Genomic DNA, 25535 nt, shown 5'->3' with positions numbered 1-25535 from the left:
ACCTCCTTTCACAAAAAATTAGGGGCAACCTTAGCCCCTTTAGACTTTGTCATTATTCTGTTTTGGCACTTTCGAACACATTCTCCGGAACCAACACTGCCATTCTACAAGACAGCCGCCCTACAGTCAAGGACTTTCTTGCACTCAAACACGCTCATGCGATCATATCACGGATGTCACGAAACACATCCTGAGCCAGGACTTTCTCCATGCAGTCAAAATACACGCACTTCTCTTCAGTGCATTTCTTGCACTCAGGCACGTCCGGAAGAAAAACCTTATGGCGTTTTCCAATGGGCCTCCACCTTGTGGGGCTCGAAGATATCACGGGTGAAAAGACCGCTGCCGTCGGAGTCCCGACAGCGGCAGACAAATGAACTACCCCGGTACTGTTTGAAACAACTAGCTTCGAGAGCGAATAGAATGCAGCCAATGTCCTCAGGTCAGTCCTCCCGACAATTGACAGTGGTTTCTCTTTCATCGGCTCAATCATTTCCTCCAGAAGTGGAAGTTCCTCGCAGTTTCCGCTCACCACAACTTCTTTCCCGTCACTTATTATGAGATCTACGAGCTCTCGAAACCGACTTACAGGCCATCTTCCGGATGAGCCGCTGGAGCCGGGATGGACTACGATCGGTTTCGATGACTCCTCCAGGCCGATTTCCCTCTTGAGGGAATTTGCATTTTCGATTTCCTCATCCGAGAGACGGATCGCCGGGGCTCCGCTTCTCGGTGTCATTCCGAGCTCTCTCAGGATATCGAGTGAATACTCCATCTCATGCTTAAGGGATGGTGATTTGTGCTGCGCATGCTTCTTCGTGAAGAGGAGTGAGTACGGCCTGTAGAGCGTCCCGATCCTCTCTTGAATCCGTGCCAGATAAGAGGCCAGGGCGAGCTTGCCTTCAGGCTGGATGAAGAGGACGCAGTCAAACTTATTCTTCCTCAGTTCGCGCGTCAGCAACAGTAATCCTCTGAGACCTGAGTGCTTTCCTGCCCGTTCATAGACGATGAATTCATCAACACTTTCTTCGAGTCTCAGTATCTCCCTCCCATGCGGGGCGACAAGGGCAGCTATCGTGCTCTTCGGGAAGTTCTCTCTCAGATTCCAGAACACAGGAATAGTCAATATGATGTCGCCGACTCTGTCGGCTCTTACAACAAGGATTCTTTCACGCTTTCGCGGCTCAGCCAGACTCATTACGCGGACCTCGCCCATCCTCTCCGCCGCTCTTCTCTCTCAATGAGTCCAAGTTTCGAGTACTTGAGAAAGACGTGAAACGACGAGAGAATCGAAACCAGGAAACCCTCGAATCCGTCGAGGAATCCCCTCTTCACGAAGTACATCTTGAAGAACGCCGCCCCCGGCCTCACGAGAAGGTCAAACAGTCGTGCTTTCTTTCCGCTATCCCTGAGTTCGCGGGCGGCAATCGAGGTGAAGTTCTCGATAGTGCGAATGTGCTCTCCTATGCTTGTAAAGGATTCATGAAGTATGTTCGCGCTCAGGTCTCCGGCTTTCCCGTTCAGGATCACTCTCTCGTGAAGCCCGGGAGACCACCTGCCCTTTGTCTTCTTGAAAAGTCTCAGTTTCCGGTCCGGATACCAGCCGCAGTGCCTTATCCATTTCCCGCAATAAAATGTTTTCCTCGGTATGAAGAATCCATCGCATGCAGCATTCTCATCGAGCGCCTTCCTTACTTCCCTGGCAAGCTCATCCGTAACTCTTTCGTCTGCATCAATTGAAAGTATCCAATCGTAGCTTGCCTTCTGAATTGCCTTGTTCTTCTGCTCTCCGTAGCCGGGCCAGGGACCAGAGAATAGCTTGTCCGTGAACCTGCCTGCTATCTCAAGGGTTTTGTCCGTGCTCCCGGAGTCAATGACAATAATCTCATCTGCCCAGCGGAGACTCCCCAGGCACGCTTCAATTTTCTCCTCTTCGTTATAGCAAATTACGGTTGCGGAGATCTTGTTGCCGGGATTTGTATCGGTTTTTTCCACGCTCATCTTCTCTTCCTCTGGAGACAGTCCTCGAATATTCTCTCGACCCTTCGCGCGACATTCCGGCTGTCAAACTTCCGGACTGCCTCCTCTCTCGCGGCCTTTCCCAGGAAGGTTCGTTTTTCCTTTTTCCTCGTCAGTTCGCTGATTCTATCCGAAAGCGCGGCTGCGTCTCCCGGCGGAACAAGATGCCCGGTCACTCCGTCTTCGATCAACTCCGGAATCGAACCGACAGAAGAAGCTATGACCGGCTTCCCCATAGACATCAGCTCCAGCACTATTCTTGAGATCTCTTCGGAGCCGACAGAGGGCACAACCGCAATATCGAGGTCGTCGATAACCTCCCTTACGTCACTGAACTCGCCCAGGAAACAGAACAGGTGCTCGACACCAAGCGCCCGGGCAGTCTCAATCAAGTCTTCGTGTCTCACTTCCTCGGCCCTGCCGGAGACAACAAAACGCATGTTTCTCGGGTCACTCAGAAGAGAGGCAGCTTTAACAAAATAGTATTGCCCCTTGACCGGCGAGAGCCTCCCGATTAGTCCAACCAGCAGCACATCAGAAGGAATCCCAAGTTTCAAACGCAGCATTCCGCGGAACATACCGGCAGAGAACTTCTCGGTGTCTATCCCGGGATGGACTGAAAACACCCTTTCCCTGTTGATTCCGAATTTCTGCGCCAATGCATCAACCGTCCAGCCGTTTGTCACGATTACGGCATCCGTCATGAATCTGTAGAGGAAAAGGTTAAAGGCATTGGCCTTTGAACCTCTCGTCTCACTCAATGTCCTTACGACCTTCGTCTTTCTCCCCGAGAAGAGTGAAGCAACTGCGCCAAGAAAGTGAGATTCCCCATCGTGAAGATTTGAGATTTCTATTCTCTCTCTCAGGAATACTGCGAGCATGCTGCGGAGCACGGGCACTCTCGAGAGCGGATTCTTTGAGCCCATACCGGCCGGCGAAACGACCCTGAGTCCCAGTTCTTCTGCTCTGTTCGATGCCGGGCTTCCATTCCGGGAAAACGTGATCACATTGTGTCCAAGGTCGGATAAGCCCTTTGACAGACTTATCGCATACTCTGCACTCGCATTCCACCATCTGAAGTTGAGAGACTGCAGAATGTTCATAGCGCGTTGGGTACCGGCAATGAGCGCGACAGAAAAATCGTCTCGACAGACTTGATCATATCTTCCACCGTGAATTTCTCAAGTACCAGGCGTCTTCCGGCATTCCCCATCTTTTCACGAAGTTCAGGTTCGGAGAGGAGTTGGATGACCCTTTCGGCGATTGCAGTGTGATCTTCCCTGTTGACCATGAAGCCTGAGATGCCGTCCTGAACCACCTCCTCAGTTCCTCCCGTGCGTGTCGCGACCACTGCCCGCCCGCATGACATCGCTTCAAGAACTGCGTTTGGCATTCCTTCATAGAGTGAAGGGAGGACGACGACGTCGAGCGCCGCGTACACCTTTGTCATATCTCTTCTGTGCCCGGCAAAAATTACATTCTTCTCGAGCGAAAGAACTCTTGCTCTCTCTTCCAGGGCGCCTCTTTCCTTCCCGTCACCCACCACGAAGAACACAGCATCAGGTAATTTCTCCCTCACTTTTTTGGCCGCCTGAAGGAAAGCGAGGTGCCCCTTCTGGCCTGACAGCCGGGCCACTACTCCCACGGACGGGCTGTCCGGTAGAAGTCTGAACTCGGCAAGAAGCGATCTGTCAAGGCCAGGAAGGTATTTTGAAGCATCAACCCCGTTCGGCACAACGTTAATGATATTCTTGTCGAGCCACGGTATCTGGCTCAACTCTCTCTTCAGGCTCTTGGAAGGGACGATGATCGCATCTACAAAGTGCTGATAGCATATTCTGTAAGTCAATCTGTCCCGTATCAAGGGGAGCCCTTTTCTTGCAACGACCGCAGTGCCCCTCGACAGCTTTGCGGGAATCATCGCCAGCCTGAGCTCCTTGTCGTAGTTGGTGCACACCGTCGTGAGATTGTTCTCCCAGATGAAACGGAAAATCCTGAAGGAAGTGACAGGATCAAGGTCTCCACGAAAATTGAACCTCACCGTCTCAACTCCCGCCTTGCGTGCCTCCTCAAGAAAACGGGAACCTTCCCTGCCCCCGAGAAAAACTGTATGGCCACGTTTTTTGAGGCCGGCTGCGACAGTAACCATCCATTTCTCGCCTCCGCCCCACATCTCCCTTCGGACTGAGTTGAGAAAAAGAATCTTGAGCTTGGCGGTCACGAAGAGCGTTTCTCCTCACTGAGTTTCAGGAGTTCTTCCACGCAATCTGCGGCTGTTTCAGGATTCACCGCACCGGGGCCGTGCAGTATCCTGTTCATCTCACCGGCGTAGCCATATCGCCCATAGTTCTCAACGAGAAAGATTGTAACAGTTGGAACCTTCAGCCCGGCTGCAAGATGCATCGGCCCGCAGTCCCCTGACAGAAAGACAGAACAGTTCTTAATGAGGGCGGCCAGCTCAATCACGCCTGAAGGCTGAAACGCCCCGAAGGAGGAGGAATCAGGCGAGCCGGACTGCGATTCTGCCTCAGCGGAGGTGGATGAGCCCTTGAGAATCTTGAATCTTCCTTCCGCGTGCGCCATCGAAATCAGCCTTCTCTCAGGATTACCCAGGAAGAAGACGACCTCCGCTCCACTTTCCTTCAGGAGCTCGGCAACTCTCAGGAAATTCTGGATGGGCCAGAGCTTGTCTCCTCTTCCGCCCGGATGAATTCCAACTACTGCCTCCCGGCCGCGGAAGCCGATTCTGCGAAGAAGTTCCCTCCCGCCGCGAAGGTCCTCGTCACGAAGAGCGATTTTGGGCTCCAGATCCACCGGCACTTCTATCACTGTCCTCAGAAGGCCGAGGAAGATATTGATTTCATGTGTCACGTGAACAGACATCCGTAGCTCATTATCAATGAATCTGTTACTTAGCCCCCTCTTGTAGCCAATCCTCACCATGGACTTTGAAAACCGGATGAGAAGCGCATTCGTGAGCGAAAACGAATGGCCGTGGGAGAGATCGAGGGCAATATCGAATTCTTCTTTCCTGAGCCTGATGGCCAGGCGGAGAATACCCAGGAGGTTCCTCGGCCCCAGTCCACGGGTGAAGATGAGGAGCTCGTCAATTCGCCGGTCATGCTTGAACAGGTCTGAATATCTTTTTCCGACGAGCATGGTCACCCTGGCGTGAGGAAGATGGCTTCTTAGCGCCGAAAGAAGAGGCGTTAGCATAACTAGATTCCCGAGTCTATCGTCATGTCTCACGAGCAGGATCCTTCTGATCTCATCCCTGCCCGGAATTTCCTTTTCTCCTCTGGGACGGAGAGACAAAGAGAGGATGAGAGAAAAAAGTGCCTTGTTGGCTTTCTCGAGCCTCTTCAGGATTTTCAATGGAATCAGCCTTTCTCGCCGCCGGCGAGCAGCGATTCGAGCTTCTCGAGCATCACGTCCATTGGGAATCTCTCGCCCACAAAATGTCTTGCCAGCTTCCCCATGGTCGATCTCTTGTCGGGCTTCGAGGTCAGCTCGAGGAGGCGTTCACAAAGTGAGCTCACATCTTCTTTCCCGACCAGAAATCCGGTTTCCCCGTCTGCAATTGCCTCTTCCTGACCGCCTGCTCTGGCAGCGATGGATGGGATACCGAGTCCCATCGCTTCAAGAAGGGCATTCGATATTCCTTCTGCCCGCGAAGGGAGAACGAACATGTCCAGGGAAGCAAGATATTCTTCGATGCCTTCGATGAAGCCCGTGACGATAATCCTGCCGCTGAAACATTCCTCCCTGGATGCTGCAAGTATGTCTTCTCTCAGTGGGCCGTCGCCTAAGAAGACCAGTTTCACACTTTTGTCCTTGAGCATAAGTCTCTTCCCTGCATCGAGCAGGATGTCTACTCCTTTTCTGTGTATGAGCCTTCCTGCCGTCCCAATGAGAAGTTCATTTTTCTGAACGCCAAGACTCTCTCTTATCCGCTGCCTTGCTTTCTCGTCAGGCGGATCCGTCCTGACTCCATTATAGATGACCGCGACCTTATCGGCAGGGATTGCGCCGCCGCTCAGGAGAGAGCTGCGTATCGAGGACGAGTTCACGATTATCTTGTCGAGAAGGAATCCAAAGATGAGTCTGTCTTTGAGGGAACGTCTTACCTCTCTTTCAATCCCGATTCTGGCAACGATGAACGGAATCCGTGCCATTCTCGCGGCGATTCCGCCAAGCCAGTATTCCCTTCCCCTCGTGAGTACGACGCTCCGAGGTTTCCACGTCCTGAAGAAAACCGTGAGTCTGAAAAGTGAAATGAGGTCAATGTCGCTTCTCATGCGCATCCGGACAACCTGGATCCCAAGCCCTCTTGCCCTTTTCTCCAGAAGGCTCCTGCCGCAGATAAGAGCCACCTCGTTCCCCCGTGACCGGAGACCCTTGATGGCTTCAAATGTCCACTTCTCGTTCCCTCCCCAAATCCTCGAGGTGTTCACAAAGATGATTCTCACTCCCGCTCCTGTCTCTGGAGAGTTCCCATCTCTTCTCTGGAAGATGGCATGAAAGATTCCTTCAGGATTGAAGGAGCCGCCGGGCTATGAAGAGGACCAGGAGAAGCACGATTGTCTGAAGCGTTCTTCTCTCGGACTTCAGGCCCCGCACGATGCTCGGAACAGGCCCTGATCTCTTCTTGTAGGGATTGAATCTGGGGAAAATTCCGGGAACATCATGCGCGTATTCGGAGTATTTGACGCCGAACTTTTCCTTGAGAAATTCTTCTTCATGCAAGACGATCAACGAATACTGGACGAAGAAAGCGAAGACGAATCCCATGAGCAGCCAGGGCATAAGCGCCCAGGACATGATGCAGAAGCCGCATCCGATGAGAAAATTTCCTGAGTAAAGGGGATTTCTGGTGTGAGCAAAAGGTCCGGCGGTGATTAGCTCTGCGGCCCCGACATTCTTCATTCTCGTCATGGGGCCAGCTATGCTAACTGCCCACAACCTCACGGCCTCGCCGGAAATCACAAGTGCGAGTCCCGAAAAATAGCTTCCCCAGCTCACCCTGGACCAGACAAGAGCCGCCAGAAGGAAGGGAATCGGAGTATAGCTCCTTAGCGAAAAGACGATCTTCCCAAGGCGCTCTTTCGTCAATATGCTCCCCTTTGGCTCAGGACCACCTTGGCGGTCATGGCAAGAATCTTCAGATCGAACCCCAGGGACCAGTTTTCAATGTAGTACAGGTCGTAATCAGTCCGTTCTTCGAGAGGCGTGTCGCCTCTTAGCCCGTTCACCTGCGCCCATCCGGTTATTCCGGACTTCACCCGGTGCCTTTGAAAATAGTCGGGCCGCTTCGCCGTGAACTCCGCGACAAAGTGAGGTCTCTCCGGCCGCGGACCAACAAGACTCATTTCTCCCTTGAGCACATTTAAGAGCTGAGGAAGTTCGTCCACACTGGACCTTCTGAGGAGTTTCCCCAGCCTGGTTCTCCTGACATCATCTCTCGCCACCCAGACAGGTCCGGTCTTGTCCTCGGCTCCTACAATCATGGAACGGAATTTGTGGATCTGAAAGAGCCTGCCGTCTCTTCCCATTCTCTGTTGTTCGTAGAAGACGGGGCCCTTCGAGTCAAGCTTGATGAGAAGGGCGACTACGGCAAAAAGCGGAATCAAAAGGATCAGGGGGACCAAAGAGAAGACAACGTCAAAGGTGCGCTTCAGGACGACGTTCCAGCCGACCAGCGGGAACTCCTTGAGAGACAGGAGAGGAATTCCGTCAATCTCAGTCACTCTTGATCTTCTCGACATCAGCTCGACTAGGTCCGGGACAAATTCAAAATCGAGATCGCGGTGAGACGTATTCTCCATCAGCACGGGAATCTCGGAATGCTTCGAGAGCGGAAGCGAAAACCAAAGCGTCTGTATGTCGTTCTTCGAAACGATCTCACCAATGTCCTTCAGAGAGCCAAGAATCGGGACATCCTCCGGGACCTGGGTTCCTTCATCTTCAAGAATAACTCCGGCCAGCTTGAATCCGGGGGGCGGGCTCTCACGAAGTCGCGATACAAGACGAAGGCCGACCTCAGTTGCGCCGACAACTGCCACTCCGAAAGACGCTCCTCTCCAAAGAATCCCGACGAACTTCCCGACGACTCTTCTTCCCAGAGTCACGAACAGCATGGAAAGAGCCCATGCTACGCCGATGACCAGGCGCGAGTAGCTCAAGTCCCTTACGAAGAAGCTCAATGCCAGAGAGAGAATCATGCAGGATGTGACCGCTAGCAGGATCGATGAGATTTCCTGGCCGATGGCAAGCGACCTCCGCACGCTGTACAATCCAAATGTCCGGAAGATAACAGGCCACAAGACTCCGAGGAAAACTGCTGTCAGGAAATACAGGGTGAACGATGGGACACCTTTCGCGACCGGGAAGATCTTGCTCAACGGCCAGCCAAATCTCAAAGAGTATGCGAGGCAGAACGAAATCAGAATTGACGCAAAGTCGGACAAAAGCCAGAAGGATTGCAGCTTCGTCTCCCTCTTTCGCCTTTCGATCTTACCCAAAACTTCGCTCCCCCAGCTTTGTTTCTATCGAAGCTTTGATCTTTTCTTTGAAGTTCTCTTTTGTGAATCTGAGAGCGTTCTTTCTCATCGCATCCCCATCAAGCTTTTCCTTTCCGACTTTGACGAGAGCTTCGATCAGGGATTCAACGGTGTGCGGATAGAAGAAGAATCCTGTCTTCCCCTCTTCCACGGTCTCGAGGGCTCCTCCGGCTCCGTAAGCGACGACCGGCCTCCTGCAAGATTGCGCCTCAAGAGGCACTATTCCGAAATCCTCCTCTCCTGGAAGGATCACCGCCTTTGCGCCCGAGTAATACTTCGAAAGCGTTTGGCCATCAAGCCATCCGGTGAACTTCACATTCGGGCCCGCCTGCTTCTCAAGCCTCTTCCTTTCAACTCCATTTCCGACGATTACGAGAGGGGCATTGAGTCTTCTAGTTGCCTCAATGGCAAGGTCGATTCTCTTGTAAGGAACGAGTGCGGAAACAATGAGATAGTAATCACCAGGGTTTCCGTTTTCTACGAAGGTTTCCGTATCAACCCAGGGATGGATGACCTCGGAATCTCTCCCGTAGTACTTGGCAATCTTCTTCTTCACGTTCTCCGAATTGGCGATGAAGTGATCCACTCTCTGCGATGATGCCACATCCCACGTTCTCAGATAGCTCAGGACGACCGAAATGAATTTCCCCTTTATTCCGCGCTCCCTCTCGGGCCCGAAGTAGTCCCAATACATGTCCCATGCATACCTCATGGGAGTGTGACAGTAGCAGATGTGAGTAGTTCCTGGAAATGTGAGCACACCCTTGGCAACGCAGTGGCTCGAAGATATGACAAGATCGAATCCCCGCAGGTCGAACCGCTCGATGGCAGCCGGGAAAAGTGGAAGGTATTTCTGGTGAGATTTGAACGCGAAGGGAAGCTTCTCGATGAAAGATGTCTCGATACGGTGATCTTCTATGCTCTTCCAGATAGTTCCCTTCTTGTGAATCAACGTGAATACCGGAGCATCAGGGAAGAGCTCGCAGAAGGCGCTGAGGCACTTCTCCCCTCCCCTCATGCCGGTGAGCCAATCCTGGACAAGAGCAACTGACAGTTTTGAACCGCGCGCTGCTGCCTGATGCTGTCTCATTTCGGTGGTAGGCTTCCTATTGTCACTGGGGTTGCCGCGGATAGGCTGCAGCTGAGATCTAGCCGTTGTGGAGACGCATGATAGTCAGCTTGATCCGCGCGGTGAACAGCACAACCTATTTGACCACCCGCCATTATACACGATGCTTGGATTACTGGGACTCAGTTCCTTCATGGCCCGGAACGTCTCGGGTGCTGGGCCGAGCAGGTATTCTGTCAGAATTAGCGGCTAATGTGAAGAAATAAGACATTGTGTACAACTGTAAGGTAAGATGGCGTTGGAGCGAACATAATGAGATTCCTGGGTTCCTGTCTCCCCGAAAAGGGAGCGTCGCAGGGCAAGTTCCCCTCACCTTGATCCTCTCCCCGAGGGGGAGAGGTTGATGAGGGGCAGCGGAGCTCGTTATTCTATTTCAGGTAGAGGACCTTCTTGGCATAGTCCTGAATAGAGCCTCCAGGTCTATCGTTCCCTCAAGCGCAGCTCCTTGCGCCTTCCCAAGAGAAGATGAATTCACTAACGTTCCTGCCCCGTCAAACCAGCCGCACCAGTTGTTTGAATCTTCACCGCCGAGGAAGTAGTTCCAGGAAGCCACACTCCCGGACTTTGCCCAGGGTGCCGATTTCAAGCTTCCCGGCGAAGTCGAAACGAAAACGAAGTGATCCACACCGTTTGTAGATAGGACCCCCTGAGTGGCGAAGTAAAGAACCGTACCGCTCACACAAGCCCGCAGATCGATTCCGCTTGAACTTGCGATCTTCACAGCAGACGAATCGAGCACGCCGTCCATCACAAATTGAATGGTTCCCGATACGGGTACTGTCCAATCATCACCACTGTTATTGTCCCAATTCCCTCTCCCATCGTTGAAAACGAAATCGACGGAGGTTGCCTGAGACGGAATTGCATAGCGGTACTTCCAGTAATCTCTTTCGGCATCAAAAACCATTGCTGGGTCAGGCGTGAGAATGTCTTTCCACCCGCTATGTCCGATGCGGATGAAGACTCTGCTTGCTGTGTCAGGAAGCGTGCCATAAACCGCGCTGTAGAAGATGGAGAGAGTGTCGCCTAAAGAAGGAGTTTCCGGTTCCCAGAAGCAAGCCTCATCTCCACCGGCCCCGGTCCCGATCCAGACGTGCTGAATCGGAGTTCTCTTTACATTGCCCTGGCTATCTTCCGCTTCGACATGAACGATGTCGTTCAGATCAACAGGATGATCCTGAAGGTACTCTTCCACCGTTGTCGGCTCGTAGCCTCTTGAGACCGCCTGATGGCTGAAGCTTGATACATTCTCGTAGTAATAAGAGTATCCGCCTGACCAGGCGTTGTCTCCATCGTGGCTGAACAGAACAAGAATTGGGTGCGCCGGATCATTGAACCGGGCCATCGAGTCAATCTCACTCGTTCCGTACATGCCGTATCCTTCATTCCAACTCGGTGCCATCGCCGAAGGGATGACCAGGATCTTGTATTCCGTCCCGGTTCCGGGGTCGATGTACTTTGCGTAGTGCGGTCTTTCTGCGTATCCGGGCGGCACCTTTACGGCCACTCCTCTCGAAATGCTCGTTTTCGTGTAGGTGCCTTGAGGCGGATTTATCTTGTCGGCTTGGTTTGGCGGATCGCAGTTGTCCTCCTGGCCGGCGAACGGATAGTCTTTGCACGCCCTTGCAATGTGAATATCGGGGACCACCACCCAGTTGAATATGGAGAAAACATCACTCTGTGAATGTCCCAGAGTTACGGTTTCGAAAGCAGTCTCATATCTCCACGGATTCCACGTGCTTTTGTCAGGCCAGTAGATTGGCTGATGCATATGCCAGAGGTATGTCGTATGAATAGGAGCCGAGAAAAGGTAAGCCGGGACAGCAGCAAGCACCAGGATGGCAGAAAACGCTAGTATTTGAGTGGCCTTTGGCAAGTTCGGAGGTTCCAAGTCTGATGCCCGGGCCCATCCACGGGCGGTCCGATAAGGTACCAATACTTAAGAATATCACTTCTACGCGCCTCCTTCAAGCAAGCACAGGTAAAGGGGAGTTTCCCACGGCTTGGGGAGATAGGTATCTTTTCGCCCGGCACACGCTCGATGAATAAGATGCACTGCCCCGTATTTCCACTTGCCGTGTCTCTTAATATCCTCTAACTTGGGAATGGTATCCTTGCCGCTATTCGTTGGAACGGAATTGGGTGGAAAAGATCAAACGCCTAAGAGTTTAGTCCAATACGCGAGGAGAACAAACAATGACCAGAGCGAAGAAGTACGCTTTGATATCAGTTGTAATTCTGATGTCTGCAGGGGTGGTGTTGGCTGTTACATTGGCACCCCAAAAAATGAGGCACAAATCCGTTTTGAACCAGCAAGCAATAAAACTCCCTCAACCCAAGTACGATGGCAAAACCTCGGTGGAAAAAGCTCTGCTTGAGAGAAGGTCGGTCAGAGGTTACAACGATGAACCACTGACACTAGCTGAAGTATCACAGCTTCTGTGGGCAGCTCAGGGAATAACAGATTCAGCGAGAAGCTTCAGAACATCTCCTTCTGCTGGAGCTCTGTACCCGCTTGAACTCTATATTGTGGCAGGCAATGTGACCGACCTTTCACGTGGCGTTTACAAGTACAAGCCCCACGGGCGCGAACTGATAGAAGTGATGGAAGGAGATAGAAGAGCGGATCTATGCAACGTTGTTGTTCGCCAGTCTTTGGTTAAAGATGCCGCTGCAGTCATAGTATTCACAGCAGTTTATCAACGAACAACTGTGAAATATGGGGAGAGAGGCACAAGATACGCGCACATGGAAGTTGGCTGCGCGGCCCAGAATGTCTATTTGCAGGCAATCTCGCTAGAGTTGGGAACAGTATTCATCGGGGCCTTTGATGATGACAAAACGAAGAAGGTTCTGAATATGCCGGAAGAAGAACAGCCATTAGGTATGATGCCGGTAGGAAGGAAGCAAAACTCACAGTGAGGAAACAAGCTCAACGATTATGGAATCTGAGACCGGGAGCCCTTCTTCAGTTATGGAAAGATTGCCTCCCTTTTGACTGAGAAGCCCTTGTTCGGAAAGAGATGACACAAGCAGCATAAGAGATTCATTCTTTTCAGGAGGGATAGTTTCTCTTAGCGATTCAAGAGGGATGCCCTCTTTCATTCTCAAGCCGAGCATGAAGCTCTCTGTTAGAATCTCGCGGCTTGTCAGCACTTCCTCGTCAACCATTGGAACTCTCGAATCTTCCAAAGAGGAAAGATATTTCTCCAGGTCTGGATTGTTCCTCCATCTCTTCCCGGACAGATGAGAACAGGCAGACGGCCCTAGCCCAAGGTACTCGCCCCTTTTCCAGTAATTTATATTATGCCGCGACTCGAACGCTGGTCTGGCGAAGTTGGATGTCTCGTATCTTTCATAGTCATTCTGTTTCAGAAACTTCGAAACATGGAGAAGCATTCTTCTGGCGAGAGAGTCGGCCGGGAGATGGGCATACCCTGATGTAATGGCATGAGAGAGCGGTGTCATGCTCTCGGGCGTAAGAAGGTAGTACGATATGTGCTCGGGCAGCAGCGAGACCGCTTGTTCCAGATCTTCTTTCAGCAGCTCAGGATTCTGGCCAGGGATTCCGGCCATTAGGTCGATGGAGACGTTCTGGAATCCGGCTTCCCTCGCCCGCGAGTAAGCTGTCCTCGCCATGTCTGGGGTGTGAATCCTGCCAAGCGTGGAGAGCAGGGAATCCTGGAATGATTGAACTCCGATGCTCACTCTGTTTACCCCGAGTTTTCTGATTCCTCTGAGGAGCTCGACTGGCGAAGATTCAGGATTGAGCTCGACTGTGAATTCGACAATATCGCTTAGATCAAAGTTCCCGGAAAGACACCGGATAATATCGAGGAGACGCTCACCGAGAACGCCCGGAGTTCCGCCGCCGACATAGACCGTCGCAATCTTCCTCTGAGAGAGAAGATCCCGGTTGAGATCAATCTCACGTTTGAGACAAGCCGCAAACCTGCGCAGAAGGTCATCTTGTGGAACTACTGACATGAACGAACAGTAGCTGCACTTCTTTCTGCAGAATGGAATGTGGAGATAGAGTCCCAGGGATGAATCAGATGGCAATCCCCTCACCTCGGTCCTCTCCCCAGAGGGGAGAGGATGTGCTCGCTCATTTTATCAGGTGAAATAGCCTGCTGAATCTTGGTCTGAAATGCTCCCTGTCCCATGACCAGTAAAGGACGAGCGCCTCTCCCTTCACGAGTTTCTCATCAAGAGGACCCCAGAAGCGGCTGTCGTGACTGTTGTCGCGGTTATCACCCATCATGAAAAGGTATCCTTTTGGCACATAGAAAGGCCCAAAATTGTCTCTTGGGCTTTCGAATGCCGAGTATATGCGATCATCGACGTGCTTCACATAACCGGCGTTCTGCTTCCGTCCGTCTACATACATTTCTTTGTTCCGAATCTCTATCGTCTGCCCGCCAACGGCCACGCATCTCTTGATAAAATCCCTCTTCGGGTCTTCGGGATATTTGAAGACAATTATATCTCCCGGCCTCGGCTCTCTGATTTTGGGGAGATGCCAGTTGGTGAAAGGGACCTGTGCGCCATAGATGAACTTGCTGACAAAAAGGAAATCCCCCTCGAGAAGAGTATCGGTCATCGAACCAGTCGGGATCCTGAACGCTTGAATAATGAAGGCCCTCACGAAAAGCGTAACGACAATCGCAAGGGCAATCGCCTCGAGATACTCTCTGACTGTGCTTTTCAAAGACCGTTTCTTGAGCTCTTTCCTATTTGCCACGGCTCCCTCCTACCCGGTTTCCCTGCTTCTCAAGACGGAAAGGAAAGCTTCCTGGGGAATGTCAACACTCCCAATCCGTTTCATCCTCTTCTTCCCTTCCTTCTGCTTTTCAAGCAGCTTTCGTTTTCTTGTGATATCTCCTCCATAACATTTTGCCGTCACGTCTTTTCTCAATGCCGAGATTGTTTCTCTCGCGATCACTTTGCCGCCGATACTTGCCTGTATGGCAATCTGGAACATGTGCTTCGGGATAAGTTTCCTCAGAGCGGACGCTATGGTTCTCCCTCTCTCGTATGCCTTCTCGTCGTGGACGACCTGGGAAAGCGCATCGACCGGGTCGCCGTTGAGGAGTATATCAAGTTTCACGAGTTTTGATTCCCTGTGGGCTGCATACTCATAGTCAAATGATGCATATCCCCTTGAAACGGATTTGAGCTTGTCGTAGAAATCGACAACGATCTCGGACAACGGCATTAGATACTTGAGTCTCACCCTGTCTGCTTCAAGAAACTCCATGCTCACATATATACCTCTTTTCTCCTGTGCAAGTTTCAGAATTCCCCCGAGATGCTCAGGCGGCGTAATAATCTCTGCGCTGACGTAGGGCTCCTCAATTCTGTCAATTCTGCCCGGGGCAGGCATGTTGACGGGGTTGTGGACCATGATTGAAGTACCGTCTTTCAAAACGACTCTGTAACCGACGCTGGGAAATGTAGCGACGAGGCTGACATCATACTCCCTCTCGAGGCGTTCCTGCACAATCTCAAGATGGAGAAGCCCGAGAAACCCGCATCTGAAACCGAAACCGAGCGCCACAGAACTTTCCGCTTCATATGATAGGGATGCATCGTTGAGCGACAGTTTGCCAAGTGCATCTCGCAAGTTCTCGTATCCCTCAGCGTTTACGGGATAGAGCCCGCTGAATACCATCGGTTTCATCTGACGGTATCCGGGAAGCGCTGTGGGCGCCGGATCACCCTCCTCGCCGATGGTGTCTCCGACCTTTGCATCCTGTATATCCTTGACCCCGGCCACAATGTAACCGACATCACCGGCATGAAGTTCATCAACCGGCGTCATCGCCGGCTTGAAGATTCCAACTTCAACAACCTCAAAACTCTTCATCGAGGAAAGGAGGACGATCTTTTTCCCTGTCTTCACGGAGCCGTCGAAGATTCTCACGTAGGGCACAACACCTCTGAACTGATCGAAAACTGAATCGAAGATCAGCGCCTTGAGAAAACCTCTCGAACTGCCGGGCGGAGAAGGGACTCTCGTTATTACCGCTTCAAGAATCTCTTCCACTCCTGTCCCCTCCTTCGCGCTTGCAAGTACTATTTCGTCTTCCCTGGAGCTGAGCACATCAATCATTTCTTTTACTGTGTTCGAGATGTGAGCCGTTGGGAGGTCGATTTTATTAATCACGGGAACAATTGCAAGGTTCGCATCCCTGGCCAGGAAGAGGTTGCTTATGGTCTGCGCCTCGACTCCCTGGGATGCATCAACGAGAAGAACTGCGCCCTCGCATGCCGCCAAACTTCTCGACACTTCGTAGCAAAAATCAACATGACCTGGGGTATCTATCAGATTCAGAAGGTACGTGTTCCCATCCTTTGCCTTGTAATGCATAGTGACGGGGTGCGATTTTATTGTTATGCCCCGCTCTCGTTCGAGATCCATGTCGTCCAGAACCTGCTCCTTCATCTCGCTCTTCGGGATTGCTCCCGTAAGCTCGAGAAATCTATCCGCAAGGGTGGACTTGCCATGGTCAATATGGGCAATTATGCAGAAGTTTCTTGTATTTGAGTTTTCTTCCATCTTCGATTCTAGAATGTCTTTCTCACCACTACTGCTACGGCCTCCCCGCTGCGGCGTATGACCGCAAGGTCAACGGCAGTTTCCCTCGCTACCTCTTCGTCAAAACCTCTCAGATGTGCGTCAACGTACGCATCAACGAGGCTCAATACTGTGGTACCAGCAAGCCACCAGATGTAATTGCTTCGCCTGTCGTAATGAAAGGCGTAGAGGTCAAAGTAACGTACTTGCTCGGGGTAGGTGGCGGCGCCAACATGCTTCGTCCAATAGTCATTCACCTTTCTGTTCTCATCATAGATTTTGAAAGCCAGTGCGCCTTCGAGAAGGAACACGCCCGCTCCCTTCAAGTACTTATGGTTGTGAACCTGTCCCCATCCAGGAATAACGCCGGACCTCATCATCACAAAAAATGGAGTACCGAAAAATCCCGCCTTCGAGGTGTCCACGGTCGAGACGGCAGCAGGAGATCCTTGCGCCAAGACGCAAAGCAGGAGAGCAGCCAGAAGCGCCACACGCAAGCCTTGCTGTGACCACGAACGAGATGGCGGGAACGCGTGGGAATCGAACCCACCCCGGACGGTATTGGCGCCCGACTTAAGGATTTGAAGTCCTCGGGGCCCACCAGAGCCCATTCGCTCCCGGCCAATCGCAGAAGACACTGAGAAAACCTCTATTCCGGAACCCCCTTCCACGCACTCGCTGCTAGAAAACCTCAACCAGCGCCTTCTTTCTTCTCACCACTTCCCCGACAAGCGCCGCGTCCCTTATCCCGCTCTTTCGAAGTTCTTTCAATAGAGCTTCTGTCCGCTTCTGACTGATGCTGATCAGGAGGCCGCCGGAGGTTTGCGGGTCAAAGAATATCAGAGGGGATAGCCCCGCCGCAGAGCTGTGGATCAATACGTCTCTTTTAAGAAATTCCTTGTTGGATATTGTCCCGCCGGGAACGGACTTTTTCTCAACAAGCTCGCGGACTCCTGGAAGAACCGGGATTTTTGCCGAATAGAATCTAAGAGTCACTTTGCTTGCCCGTGCCATCTCCCAGGCATGGCCTCCGAGACCGAAACCCGTGATGTCCGTACAGGAATCAGCGCCGAACTTACACATCAATCTCGAAGCAGTGGAATTGAGCGACGACATGACACGGGTCACCGTTCTTCTGCCATTTTCCGACAAGATTCCCATTTTGAGCGCAGTTGTGAGAACACCGGTGCCGAGAGGCTTTGTGAGTATCAAAGCGTCTCCCGGCTTGGCTCCGGCATTGGACACGATTTTCCTCGGATTGACTGTCCCTGTGACGGAAAAACCGAATTTGAGCTCATTGTCCTTCACAGAATGACCGCCTACGAGCACTGTGCCTGCTTCCCTGAGTTTGTCGGTCCCGCCCTTCAGAATTCTTGCGAGGACTCCGATATTCTTTCTTTCGCTCGGAAAGCAGACTATGCTCATTGCAGTGAGCGGAGTTCCTCCCATGGCGTACACATCACTGAGGGCGTTCGCCGCAGCTATCATCCCAAAGTCATACGGATCGTCCACGACCGGCGGAAAGAAATCGACTGTTTGGACAATAGCCAGGTCTTTCCCGATTTTGTAGACGCCGGCATCATCCAAAGTGTGAAGCCCGACCAGGAGCCGCTTGTCCTTCTGCTTTGGGACTGTCTTAAGGACTTTCGAAAGGTCCGCCGGACCCAGTTTTGCCGCTCAGCCTGCGCAGGAGACTTCCTGCGTCAGCCGGCTCAGTTCCTCTTTGGTCACCGCCATCTCCTCTTATTGAGGTGAAGTCTACTCCTACTCCTTTTCTGATTGAGCCCAGCCTCCTGATTCTTCCTGGAGCTGGGCTTCCGGGTAGCTCACTCTGGAGATTGCCTGCTGCTCGGGCCTCCTAGTGCTGTGTCACATAAACTCACGGACTTATTATGGGGTGACCCAGCACTTTCACAGGGGCTATCGCCCCTATGACGTTTCGAAACTTGCCACCGGCAACTTTCGCAACTGTAACCCCTTAGGGGGTCGGGCTCGACCCCCTAAAACCCCCAGCAGTGCACCGTTCAGCGGCAATGTGAATGTCAACTTACTTATGTTACGGTGCACTAGCCCATGGAATAGGAGGTCGCAGGGCCTCAACTCACTCCTTCACTGCGACTACCTCAATTTCGACGAGGGCAGATTTCGGTAGTCCCTTCACGGCCACGCAGCTTCTCGCAGGACGAAAGTTCAGGAAATGTGTTGAATAGATATTGTTCATGCTTTCGAAATGTTCCATTCCGGAGAGGAAGACTGTGACTTTTACCACATTGTCAAAATTCATCGCTTCTGATGAGAGCAGGTTTTTCACATTGGTCAGAGCCTGCCTGACCTCTGCTTCAATGCCGCCCGCCACCAGGCTCCCTGTCTGCGGGTCGATTCCGAGTTGTCCGGAAAAGAAGAACATCCTTTTGGGCTCGACCTGGATTCCCTGGCTGTAGGGCCCGATTGCGGCCGGGGCTTGGTTAGTCCTAATCTCTCTCATACTGTTTTCCCCTCATTCTTCTCATGGTCCCGGGACAATTCCAGCGGCCGTGATGCGAGCTGAGCGGCACGCCTATGCAGAGGGCAAGCCGCAAGGCCGCGAATCTGTGTCCGCTCCAGCGGGCTCATCGGTCACGCTCTCCCATTCTTCTGCTATTCGACTGTGACGGATTTCGCAAGATTCCTCGGCTGGTCAACATCACATCCTCTCTTTACTGCGATGTAATAGGCAAGCAGCTGGAGAGGAATCACCGAAAGCAGCGGCGTAAGAAGCTCAACCGTCTCGGGAATGTAAATGACATGATCAGTCTTCTTCGAGATTTCTTTGTCTCCTTCGCTTGCGATTGCTATGATTCTGCCCTTTCTAGCTTTGACTTCCTCCATGTTGCTCATTATCTTCTCGTACGCGCTGTCCTTTGTGCAAATGAAGACCACAGGCATGTTCTGGTCGATCAATGCAATGGGCCCGTGTTTCATCTCAGCGGCAGGATATCCTTCCGCGTGGATATATGAGATCTCCTTGAGCTTGAGCGCCCCTTCAAGGGCGACTGGGAAGTTGTATCCCCTTCCGAGATAGAGGAAGTTCTCGTGCCTGTAGTACTCCTCGGCAATGGATTCGATCTCCTTGTTCTTCTTCAGAATCTGCTCCATCTTCCCGGGTATCCTCAGAAGCTCGGTCACAATCTGCTTTCCGGTATCTCTGGACATGGATTTGAGCCTTCCGAGGAGCACCGTGAGAACGGCAAGCGCCACCACCTGAGACGTGAATGCTTTGGTTGAGGCAACGCCTATCTCGGGACCCGCATGGATGTAGATTCCTCCGCTTGCCTCCCTTGCGATCGTGCTGCCGACGACGTTACAGATTCCCCATGTCTTTGCACCCTTGCGCTTGGCCTCCCTCATTGCGGCCAGGGTGTCAGCGGTCTCGCCGGACTGGCTTATCACGATGACAACGGTGCCGTCTCTTATGACCGGGTTTCTGTACCTGAACTCGGACGCGTACTCGACTTCGACCGGGATTCGGGCATGTTCCTCAATCATGTACTCGCCAATCGTAGCCGCATGCCACGAGGTCCCGCAGGCGGTGATAATTATCCGGTTGACCGCCCTCAGTTCGGACTCGGCCGCATTAAGCCCGCCGAGTCTTGCTCCACCGTCGTCAAGGATCAGCCTTCCCCTCATTGTGTTCTTTATGGACTGTGGCTGCTCAAAGATCTCTTTCAACATGAAATGCTTGAACCCGGCCTTCTCGGCCATTTCAAGATTCCACTCAACCTCCTCAATGGTTTTATGAACCTTCTCGTTTTCAATCGTGGACGTGCTGAATCCCTCGGTGTCAATCACCACGAGCTCCCTGTCATCAAGATAGATGACCTGGTTGGTGTGTCTGAGGACGGCGGAAACGTCTGAGGCGAGGAAATATTCTCCGCGGCCGATTCCAACCACCAGCGGACTGCCATTTCTTGCACCCACGACCCTGCCAGGTTCCTTCGAACATATGACTGCAATGCCATAGGTTCCTTCGACCATCGTGAGGGTCTGTCGAACCGCTTCGACAAGGTCTCCGGAGTAGTATTTCTCTATGAAATGAGCAAGGACTTCGGTGTCGGTCTCGGTCCTGAACTTGTGCCCCTCGCTCTCCAGTTTGCTCTTCAGCACCATGTAATTCTCGATGATTCCGTTGTGGACAACCGCAATCTCTCCCTTGCAGTCAAGATGCGGATGGGCATTCTCATCCGTCGGCTCACCATGGGTCGCCCACCGCGTATGTGCGACCCCCGACGTCCCAGACATCGGGATTGAGAGAAGTTTTGCCTCGAGGGTTGCAATCTTCCCGGCCGTTTTCTCGATTAGGACTCCATCCTTTCCGATAATCGCTATGCCAGCCGAATCATATCCGCGGTACTCAAGCCTCTTTATGCCTTCGAGGAGAATAGGCTTGCACTCTTTCTTGCCGACATAAGCCACAATTCCACACATTGCTTTTCTCCTTTACAGCCTTCGGTTGCCAGATCCAAACGGCCCGCAAACTAAGTTCGTATCACCGTTCTTGACAAAGTCTCATGATGCACGCTCTTCGTGATCCGCTTTTCTCTCACGCCCCGGTCTTTCCAAGACTGGAAATGGCTTCCCCGACCATTGCCTCTGCTTTTCCTTTTACCCTGGCCTCTCCCATGATCCTGACAACCGGCTCAGTCCCGGATTTTCTAACGTGAAGCCAGCCATCCTCAAAAAAGAGTTTTATCCCATCGGTCCTATCTATGCTTGTGGGAGCAAAGGCACCAAGCAGGACTGCCTCAACTTCTTTGAGCGGCTTTTCGCAGGTAATCTTCTCCTTCACCATGAAGTACTTTGGAAGGGAATCGAGGAGAGTATCGGAGTCGCCTCCCCACTCAAGCAAAGCCTGAAGAAAAAGGGCCGAGGCGGCAATTCCATCCCTGCCCCAGTTTACCTGTGGAAGAATCACACCGCCATTCCCCTCTCCGCCTAAAATTGCACCGTGCTTCCTCATGAGCTCGACCACGTTTCTTTCACCGACTTTTGATCTCACCACTTTGCAGCCGGCCCGGCTGGCGATCTCATCGACAGCAGATGTCGTGGAAGCGTTCACAACGAGCGTGCCTCCCAGTTTCGTGAGAATGAGTCTGGAGGCAAGCACAATGGAGTTCTCTTCTCCAAAAGGTCTTCCACTGCTCGCTACGATACTGATTCTATCCCCGTCAGGGTCAAAAGCAAAGCCAATATCCGCCCCTCTTTTCTTCACCTCGTCACCAAGCATACCGATGTTCTCAGCCACCGGTTCCGGGCCGCGAGGAAACTCCCCGCTCAGGGAATCAAAGATCAGGTTTACCTTGCAGCCGAGCTCGCTCAGCAAAACGGGAAGCACGGTAGATGCGGCTCCATTTACGCAGTCGGCAACCACTGAGAAGTTCCTTTTTCTCAGACCCCAGACATCGATGGCCTTGGATTCGGTGATTCTTCTTACGTGCCGGTATGGAGCCCACGCATTCGGCCAGGATTCTCCAAGCGACTTGTATCCCTTCCACGCAAACCCGTCGCGGCCCTCGGCAAGAGACACGACTTCCTTCATTCCCTTCTCATCCAGGAAACTTCCATCACCGGAGACAAATTTCAGGCCATTCCACTCAGGCCCGTTATGGCTGGCAGTAATGATGATGCCGCCCTTCGCTTCGGCTTCTCCGACCATACAGAGAACGGTTGGTGTGGGCACAATTCCCGTATCGATGCAGTGACATCCGACGGATGATAGTCCGGCGAGGACTGCCCGGACGAGTGTTCTGCCGGACGGTCTGGTATCTCTGCCGACTACTATCCTTCCGGCACCGCGAGTCGTCCCAAAGGCTGAACCAAGCCTGAGCGCAAAGTCGGACGTCAGGGATTCCCCGACAATGCCTCTTACGCCGGAGACGCTCACAATCGGATCAGCAGTCACATTTAGCCTCTTCTCGCATTATCCAATTCACAACTCGGTAAGGAACAAGCATCTGGAGCTGGTGAGCGGAATCCTCCTCCCCCGTCGCTCCCGCTCCTCCTCCGTCGCCGGCCGCCCTCGCTTCATCCTCCACAGGAGGCGCTCGGGTCGGCTTCGATTCCTCTCAGTACTTGAGAGACTGTCTGTACGTGGAGCTGGTGAGCGGAATCGAACCGCTGACCTACGCATTACGAGTGCGTTGCTCTACCTGCTGAGCTACACCAGCTTCTCCGTTTGAACTTTGCCCTGATTCGGCGAGGCATGTGCAGGCCTTAAGCCAGGGAACAGCAGCCGGAACCCGAGGACGGTCTTTGCAGGCCTCGTGGGCTTCAAGAAATGGTGCGACCCCGCAGAATTGAACTGCGGACACCCAGATTTTCAGTCTGGTGCTCTACCGACTGAGCTAGGGTCGCACACCCGTATGCAAGACCTTTCTTAGCATGGAGAAGGGCTTCTGGTCAAGGGAATTCAAACAGGACTATGGGCGGCAGAAATCCAACTGCTGCACTTCTCAGACCTAACAACAGAATGAGTGACTACAGTTCTATTCACACAGACGTACTCGCCGGCTTCTCTTCGAGGATGCTCTTCACTGTCTCACGAAGAACCGACGTGTCCGACGATTTCACGAGATAAGCATCCGCTCCCCAGGTGGCAAACTCCCTCTGGAAGTTAGGATACGCCGAGTTTATCACCACGTGGATGTCTTTCTTCACCTTGAGCATTTCCCCGAGTATTTCGAGGCCGCTCATCCCGCTCAACCTGATGTCAAGAACAACAAGATCCGGCTTCTTTTCTTTGAAGACTTCCAGCGCTTCATCGCCACATGATACAGGAAGGACTTCGTAGCCGTCATCGGAGAGCTCGCTTGTGTAGAGAAGTCTCAGACTGTCATCATCCTCAACTACCAAAACTTTCTTCACCCTGCCACCTCCTTCCTTGAGCCATCAGAAGCCGCCCGCCGCTGCCGTCTAATGAAACGAAGGCATTTGGAAAGACCAAGGCCGGCTCCCCAAAACTAGGACGGGTTCATCCACTTCATTCTCCCGCGTCTGTCGGTGTTTGACGACCGTCTATCCGACATCCTCCTTCTATCTTCATTGCCTTTGATGGGAACGCTCACAGTGAAAATCGCGCTCCAGTCGCCTTCGCTGCGGGCATTGATTTCTCCGCCGTGCTCCCGTACGATCTGATACGCGACGGCAAGTCCAAGACCGGAACCGTGTTTCTTGGACGTCGCAAATGGAACAAAGATCCTGTCCAGCATCTCGCCGGGGATCTTTGGCCCGTCGTTGGCAATCTCCACGAGCACGTCGGCCTGCGTGAGACTGCTTTCGACTCTAAGCCTTCCCCCCTTCGGCATGAACTCCAGGGCATTCTGAAATATGTTCAGGAAGACCTGCTTCATTTTGTCCGCATCAAGAAGGAGCTTCGGAAGATCAAGCGAGAATTTCTTGAGAAGTCTTGCCTTCTTCTTCGCAATGTCATCCGAGATCAATTGGAGAGTCTCCTGGATGATTGCATTCATGTTTTCAAGCTTCAGGGTCGGTCTGGAAAGCTGGGCAAACTGAAGTTGCTCCGTCAGAATCCTCTCGAGCCGGTCGGTTTCTCTCACGATTACCTGAAGATATTCTCTGTTCGGGTCCTGTTCTCCCATGTTCTTGGCTGCCCTTCTGGCAAAACCGCCAATTGACGCCAGGGGATTCCTTATCTCGTGGGCGACCTTTGCGCTCATCTCACCAAGAGCCGCCAGCTTCTCGGAGTGAAGGAGAAGCGCCTGGGTCTCCCTCAGTCTTGCCTCACTCCTCCTTACCTCATCAAACAGCCTGGCGTTTTCAACCGCGACCGAGGTTTCATCTGCAAGAATAGTAAGGAACTGCTCGTCATTCCTGTTGAAAGTCGGTGACTCAAAGATGTTCCGTCTCTCTTTTCCGTAAACGGCTATCGCACCTATCGTGCGGCTTTTTGAGACAAGCGGAACGACAAGAAACGAGAACCCGGGTTTTTCCCAGCCGGAGAACCTTTCATCTTCGGAAGAATTTCTTACGAGTAGAGGGGTGCCCTCGGAGACAGACCAGGCGGCAGCCTCTTCAAGAAGCGGAATGGCAGATTCCAGTTCGCTGCTGTCCTTCTCGGCGAATCTCGCGATGGCCGTGAGCTCATCCTCGTTCTGGGTAAGCCAGATGACGCTCCCTCTTGCACCAAGCACCGTGGACGAGACCTTTGCGACAGTGACCAGCTCGCTCCTCAAATCCATCATTGAGATGATCTTCTTCCCCATCTCCTGGAGTGTTGAGATTTCCGAAAGTCGTCTTTTTACGTCGGCGTATGTTCTGGCGTTGTCGAGCGCCAATCCTACCTGGTGCGCGACTGAGGAAAGGATCGCGCAGTCCTCCTCCAGGATGGGCCTGCCAGTGTAATGGTTGTCCGCAACGATGACTCCCACCGGTTTCACTTTTGTCACTACTGGAGTGACCAGAAACTCTCTCGACTCGAAAACCGCATTGAATCTTGCGCTTACCCGCGGGTCAAACGGGGCATTCCTTACGATCACGCACTGCTTCTCAAGAAGAGAATCAACTGTTACGTCAGTATCCCTCTCGAGCGGGAAACTCAGAGTCTGCACCAGGCTCGTGAGAGGACTTTTCTCTGCGAGCTGAGCATCTTCCGCAGCCATTGCCGCAAATGCCTCAAACGGGAGAGACGATTTTCCCAACTCCTCCCAGACTCTTGCTGCCTCTTCCATGTTCTTCGGACCGACACCCATCTTGCCCTCAAGGACTCCGTTTTCCTCGTCAACGAGGAAAATTAGAGCTCTGTTGAAACCAAGCGCCGTCCCGGTCGTCACTGAGGTAAGTGCGATTTTCAGAATCTTCTCGACCTCCATGGTGCTGTGGAGAAGATTCATTATTCTGAATATCAGGGAAAGTTCTTCGAGCTTCTTGTTGAGAAGCACACACTTCTCTTCAAGAGCATCCTTTGAGGTTATGTTGGTCTCCACTGACGGATTTCCCCCGCAGAAGACAGCCTTGTCCTGGAAGCCCCTTCGTCACGCTCAGATTAGGAAACAGACTGTGCCATGTCAACTGTAATGCTGCTAGGACCAGCGACTGACCACCTTCCTAGGATTAAATCGGCTAAGCCAGGAGCTAGCTTGAGAGGATTCAACGCCTGAGCCAGGGTCTGATTCCCCAAACAGGCTTAGAGATGTGTCCCCGAATTCGGAGCATGCCCCGTTTCTCCTTGACATGGTACTTCATTCACCATAAT

21 protein-coding genes and 3 tRNA genes are annotated in these 25535 nt (G+C 52.5%); 1 reads left to right on the top strand and 23 read right to left on the bottom strand.

Annotation, left to right across the window (positions count from 1 at the left end; translation table 11 throughout):
* Positions 1–154: 154 nt before the first annotated feature.
* The 10 genes from QME66_00990 to QME66_00945 all read right to left on the bottom strand — a co-directional run bounded on the left by QME66_00990 (position 155) and on the right by QME66_00945 (position 11584).
* The gene (locus tag QME66_00990) at positions 155–1198 is read right to left on the bottom strand and encodes a glycosyltransferase family 9 protein (GenBank protein MDI6807543.1); all 1044 of its coding nucleotides are present in this window, start codon (positions 1196–1198) and stop codon (positions 155–157) included.
* A complete protein-coding gene (locus QME66_00985; GenBank protein ID MDI6807542.1) occupies positions 1198–2001 on the bottom strand; it encodes a glycosyltransferase family 2 protein in 804 nt (267 codons plus the stop codon). Before QME66_00985 ends, QME66_00990 begins: the two co-directional genes overlap by 1 nt.
* A complete protein-coding gene (locus QME66_00980; GenBank protein ID MDI6807541.1) occupies positions 1998–3122 on the bottom strand; it encodes a glycosyltransferase family 4 protein in 1125 nt (374 codons plus the stop codon). The genes QME66_00985 and QME66_00980 overlap by 4 nt, the downstream gene beginning before the upstream one ends.
* Positions 3119–4240, bottom strand: a complete 1122-nt coding sequence (locus QME66_00975) for a glycosyltransferase family 4 protein (protein ID MDI6807540.1) — start codon at positions 4238–4240, stop codon at positions 3119–3121. Before QME66_00975 ends, QME66_00980 begins: the two co-directional genes overlap by 4 nt.
* A complete protein-coding gene (locus QME66_00970; protein MDI6807539.1) occupies positions 4237–5394 on the bottom strand; it encodes a glycosyltransferase family 9 protein in 1158 nt (385 codons plus the stop codon). The genes QME66_00975 and QME66_00970 overlap by 4 nt, the downstream gene beginning before the upstream one ends.
* A 5-nt stretch (positions 5395–5399) precedes the next feature.
* Entirely contained in the window at positions 5400–6488 is a 1089-nt protein-coding gene (locus tag QME66_00965) for a glycosyltransferase (protein ID MDI6807538.1), read from the bottom strand.
* A 61-nt stretch (positions 6489–6549) separates the two neighbouring features.
* Positions 6550–7131 (bottom strand): isoprenylcysteine carboxylmethyltransferase family protein, encoded by a 582-nt coding sequence (locus QME66_00960; GenBank protein MDI6807537.1) that lies wholly within the window; start codon positions 7129–7131, stop codon positions 6550–6552.
* On the bottom strand, positions 7128–8540 hold the full coding sequence (locus tag QME66_00955) for an undecaprenyl-phosphate glucose phosphotransferase (protein ID MDI6807536.1): 1413 nt from the start codon (positions 8538–8540) through the stop codon (positions 7128–7130). The genes QME66_00960 and QME66_00955 overlap by 4 nt, the downstream gene beginning before the upstream one ends.
* Positions 8533–9669, bottom strand: a complete 1137-nt coding sequence (locus QME66_00950; GenBank protein MDI6807535.1) for a glycosyltransferase — start codon at positions 9667–9669, stop codon at positions 8533–8535. The genes QME66_00955 and QME66_00950 overlap by 8 nt, the downstream gene beginning before the upstream one ends.
* 412 nt (positions 9670–10081) lie before the next feature.
* A complete protein-coding gene (locus tag QME66_00945) occupies positions 10082–11584 on the bottom strand; it encodes a carbohydrate-binding protein (GenBank protein MDI6807534.1) in 1503 nt (500 codons plus the stop codon).
* A 410-nt stretch (positions 11585–11994) separates the two neighbouring features.
* Between QME66_00945 and QME66_00940 the strand changes: the two genes are divergently transcribed.
* On the top strand, positions 11995–12630 hold the full coding sequence (locus QME66_00940; GenBank protein MDI6807533.1) for a SagB/ThcOx family dehydrogenase: 636 nt from the start codon (positions 11995–11997) through the stop codon (positions 12628–12630).
* On the opposite strand, the gene hemW is transcribed toward QME66_00940, so the two are convergent.
* From hemW to QME66_00875, 13 genes are all read right to left on the bottom strand, one after another.
* The gene (gene hemW / locus QME66_00935; protein MDI6807532.1) at positions 12622–13779 is read right to left on the bottom strand and encodes a radical SAM family heme chaperone HemW; all 1158 of its coding nucleotides are present in this window, start codon (positions 13777–13779) and stop codon (positions 12622–12624) included. The genes QME66_00940 and hemW overlap by 9 nt on opposite strands.
* 37 nt (positions 13780–13816) lie before the next feature.
* Complete coding sequence (lepB, locus tag QME66_00930; GenBank protein MDI6807531.1) at positions 13817–14452, bottom strand: signal peptidase I; 636 nt, start codon at positions 14450–14452, stop codon at positions 13817–13819.
* 9 nt (positions 14453–14461) lie between these two features.
* Positions 14462–16270 (bottom strand): translation elongation factor 4, encoded by a 1809-nt coding sequence (lepA, locus tag QME66_00925; GenBank protein ID MDI6807530.1) that lies wholly within the window; start codon positions 16268–16270, stop codon positions 14462–14464.
* 8 nt (positions 16271–16278) lie between these two features.
* On the bottom strand, positions 16279–16779 hold the full coding sequence (locus tag QME66_00920; protein MDI6807529.1) for a DUF5683 domain-containing protein: 501 nt from the start codon (positions 16777–16779) through the stop codon (positions 16279–16281).
* Positions 16780–16809: 30 nt separating this feature from the next.
* Positions 16810–16907 (bottom strand) — tRNA-Sec (locus tag QME66_00915).
* Positions 16908–16969: 62 nt separating this feature from the next.
* Positions 16970–18025 carry a selenide, water dikinase SelD gene (selD, locus tag QME66_00910; GenBank protein ID MDI6807528.1) on the bottom strand — a complete coding sequence of 352 codons (1056 nt, stop codon included), beginning with the start codon at positions 18023–18025 and terminating at the stop codon, positions 16970–16972.
* Positions 18026–18389: 364 nt separating this feature from the next.
* On the bottom strand, positions 18390–18773 hold the full coding sequence (locus QME66_00905) for a Rid family detoxifying hydrolase (protein MDI6807527.1): 384 nt from the start codon (positions 18771–18773) through the stop codon (positions 18390–18392).
* A gap of 152 nt (positions 18774–18925) precedes the next feature.
* The gene (gene glmS / locus QME66_00900) at positions 18926–20752 is read right to left on the bottom strand and encodes a glutamine--fructose-6-phosphate transaminase (isomerizing) (protein ID MDI6807526.1); all 1827 of its coding nucleotides are present in this window, start codon (positions 20750–20752) and stop codon (positions 18926–18928) included.
* Positions 20753–20867: 115 nt separating this feature from the next.
* Positions 20868–22226 carry a phosphoglucosamine mutase gene (gene glmM, locus QME66_00895; GenBank protein ID MDI6807525.1) on the bottom strand — a complete coding sequence of 453 codons (1359 nt, stop codon included), beginning with the start codon at positions 22224–22226 and terminating at the stop codon, positions 20868–20870.
* 189 nt (positions 22227–22415) lie between these two features.
* Positions 22416–22491 (bottom strand) — tRNA-Thr (locus QME66_00890).
* A gap of 111 nt (positions 22492–22602) precedes the next feature.
* Positions 22603–22678, bottom strand: a tRNA-Phe gene (locus tag QME66_00885).
* 135 nt (positions 22679–22813) lie between these two features.
* Entirely contained in the window at positions 22814–23188 is a 375-nt protein-coding gene (locus QME66_00880) for a response regulator (GenBank protein MDI6807524.1), read from the bottom strand.
* A gap of 95 nt (positions 23189–23283) precedes the next feature.
* Entirely contained in the window at positions 23284–25266 is a 1983-nt protein-coding gene (locus tag QME66_00875) for a GAF domain-containing protein (GenBank protein MDI6807523.1), read from the bottom strand.
* Positions 25267–25535: the final 269 nt, after the last annotated feature.

This window comes from Candidatus Eisenbacteria bacterium (assembly GCA_030017955.1).
Lineage (GTDB): Bacteria > Eisenbacteria > RBG-16-71-46 > JASEGR01 > JASEGR01 > JASEGR01.
Note: the sequence above shows the minus strand (reverse complement) of the source record. Positions and strands in the feature narration are given on the sequence as shown.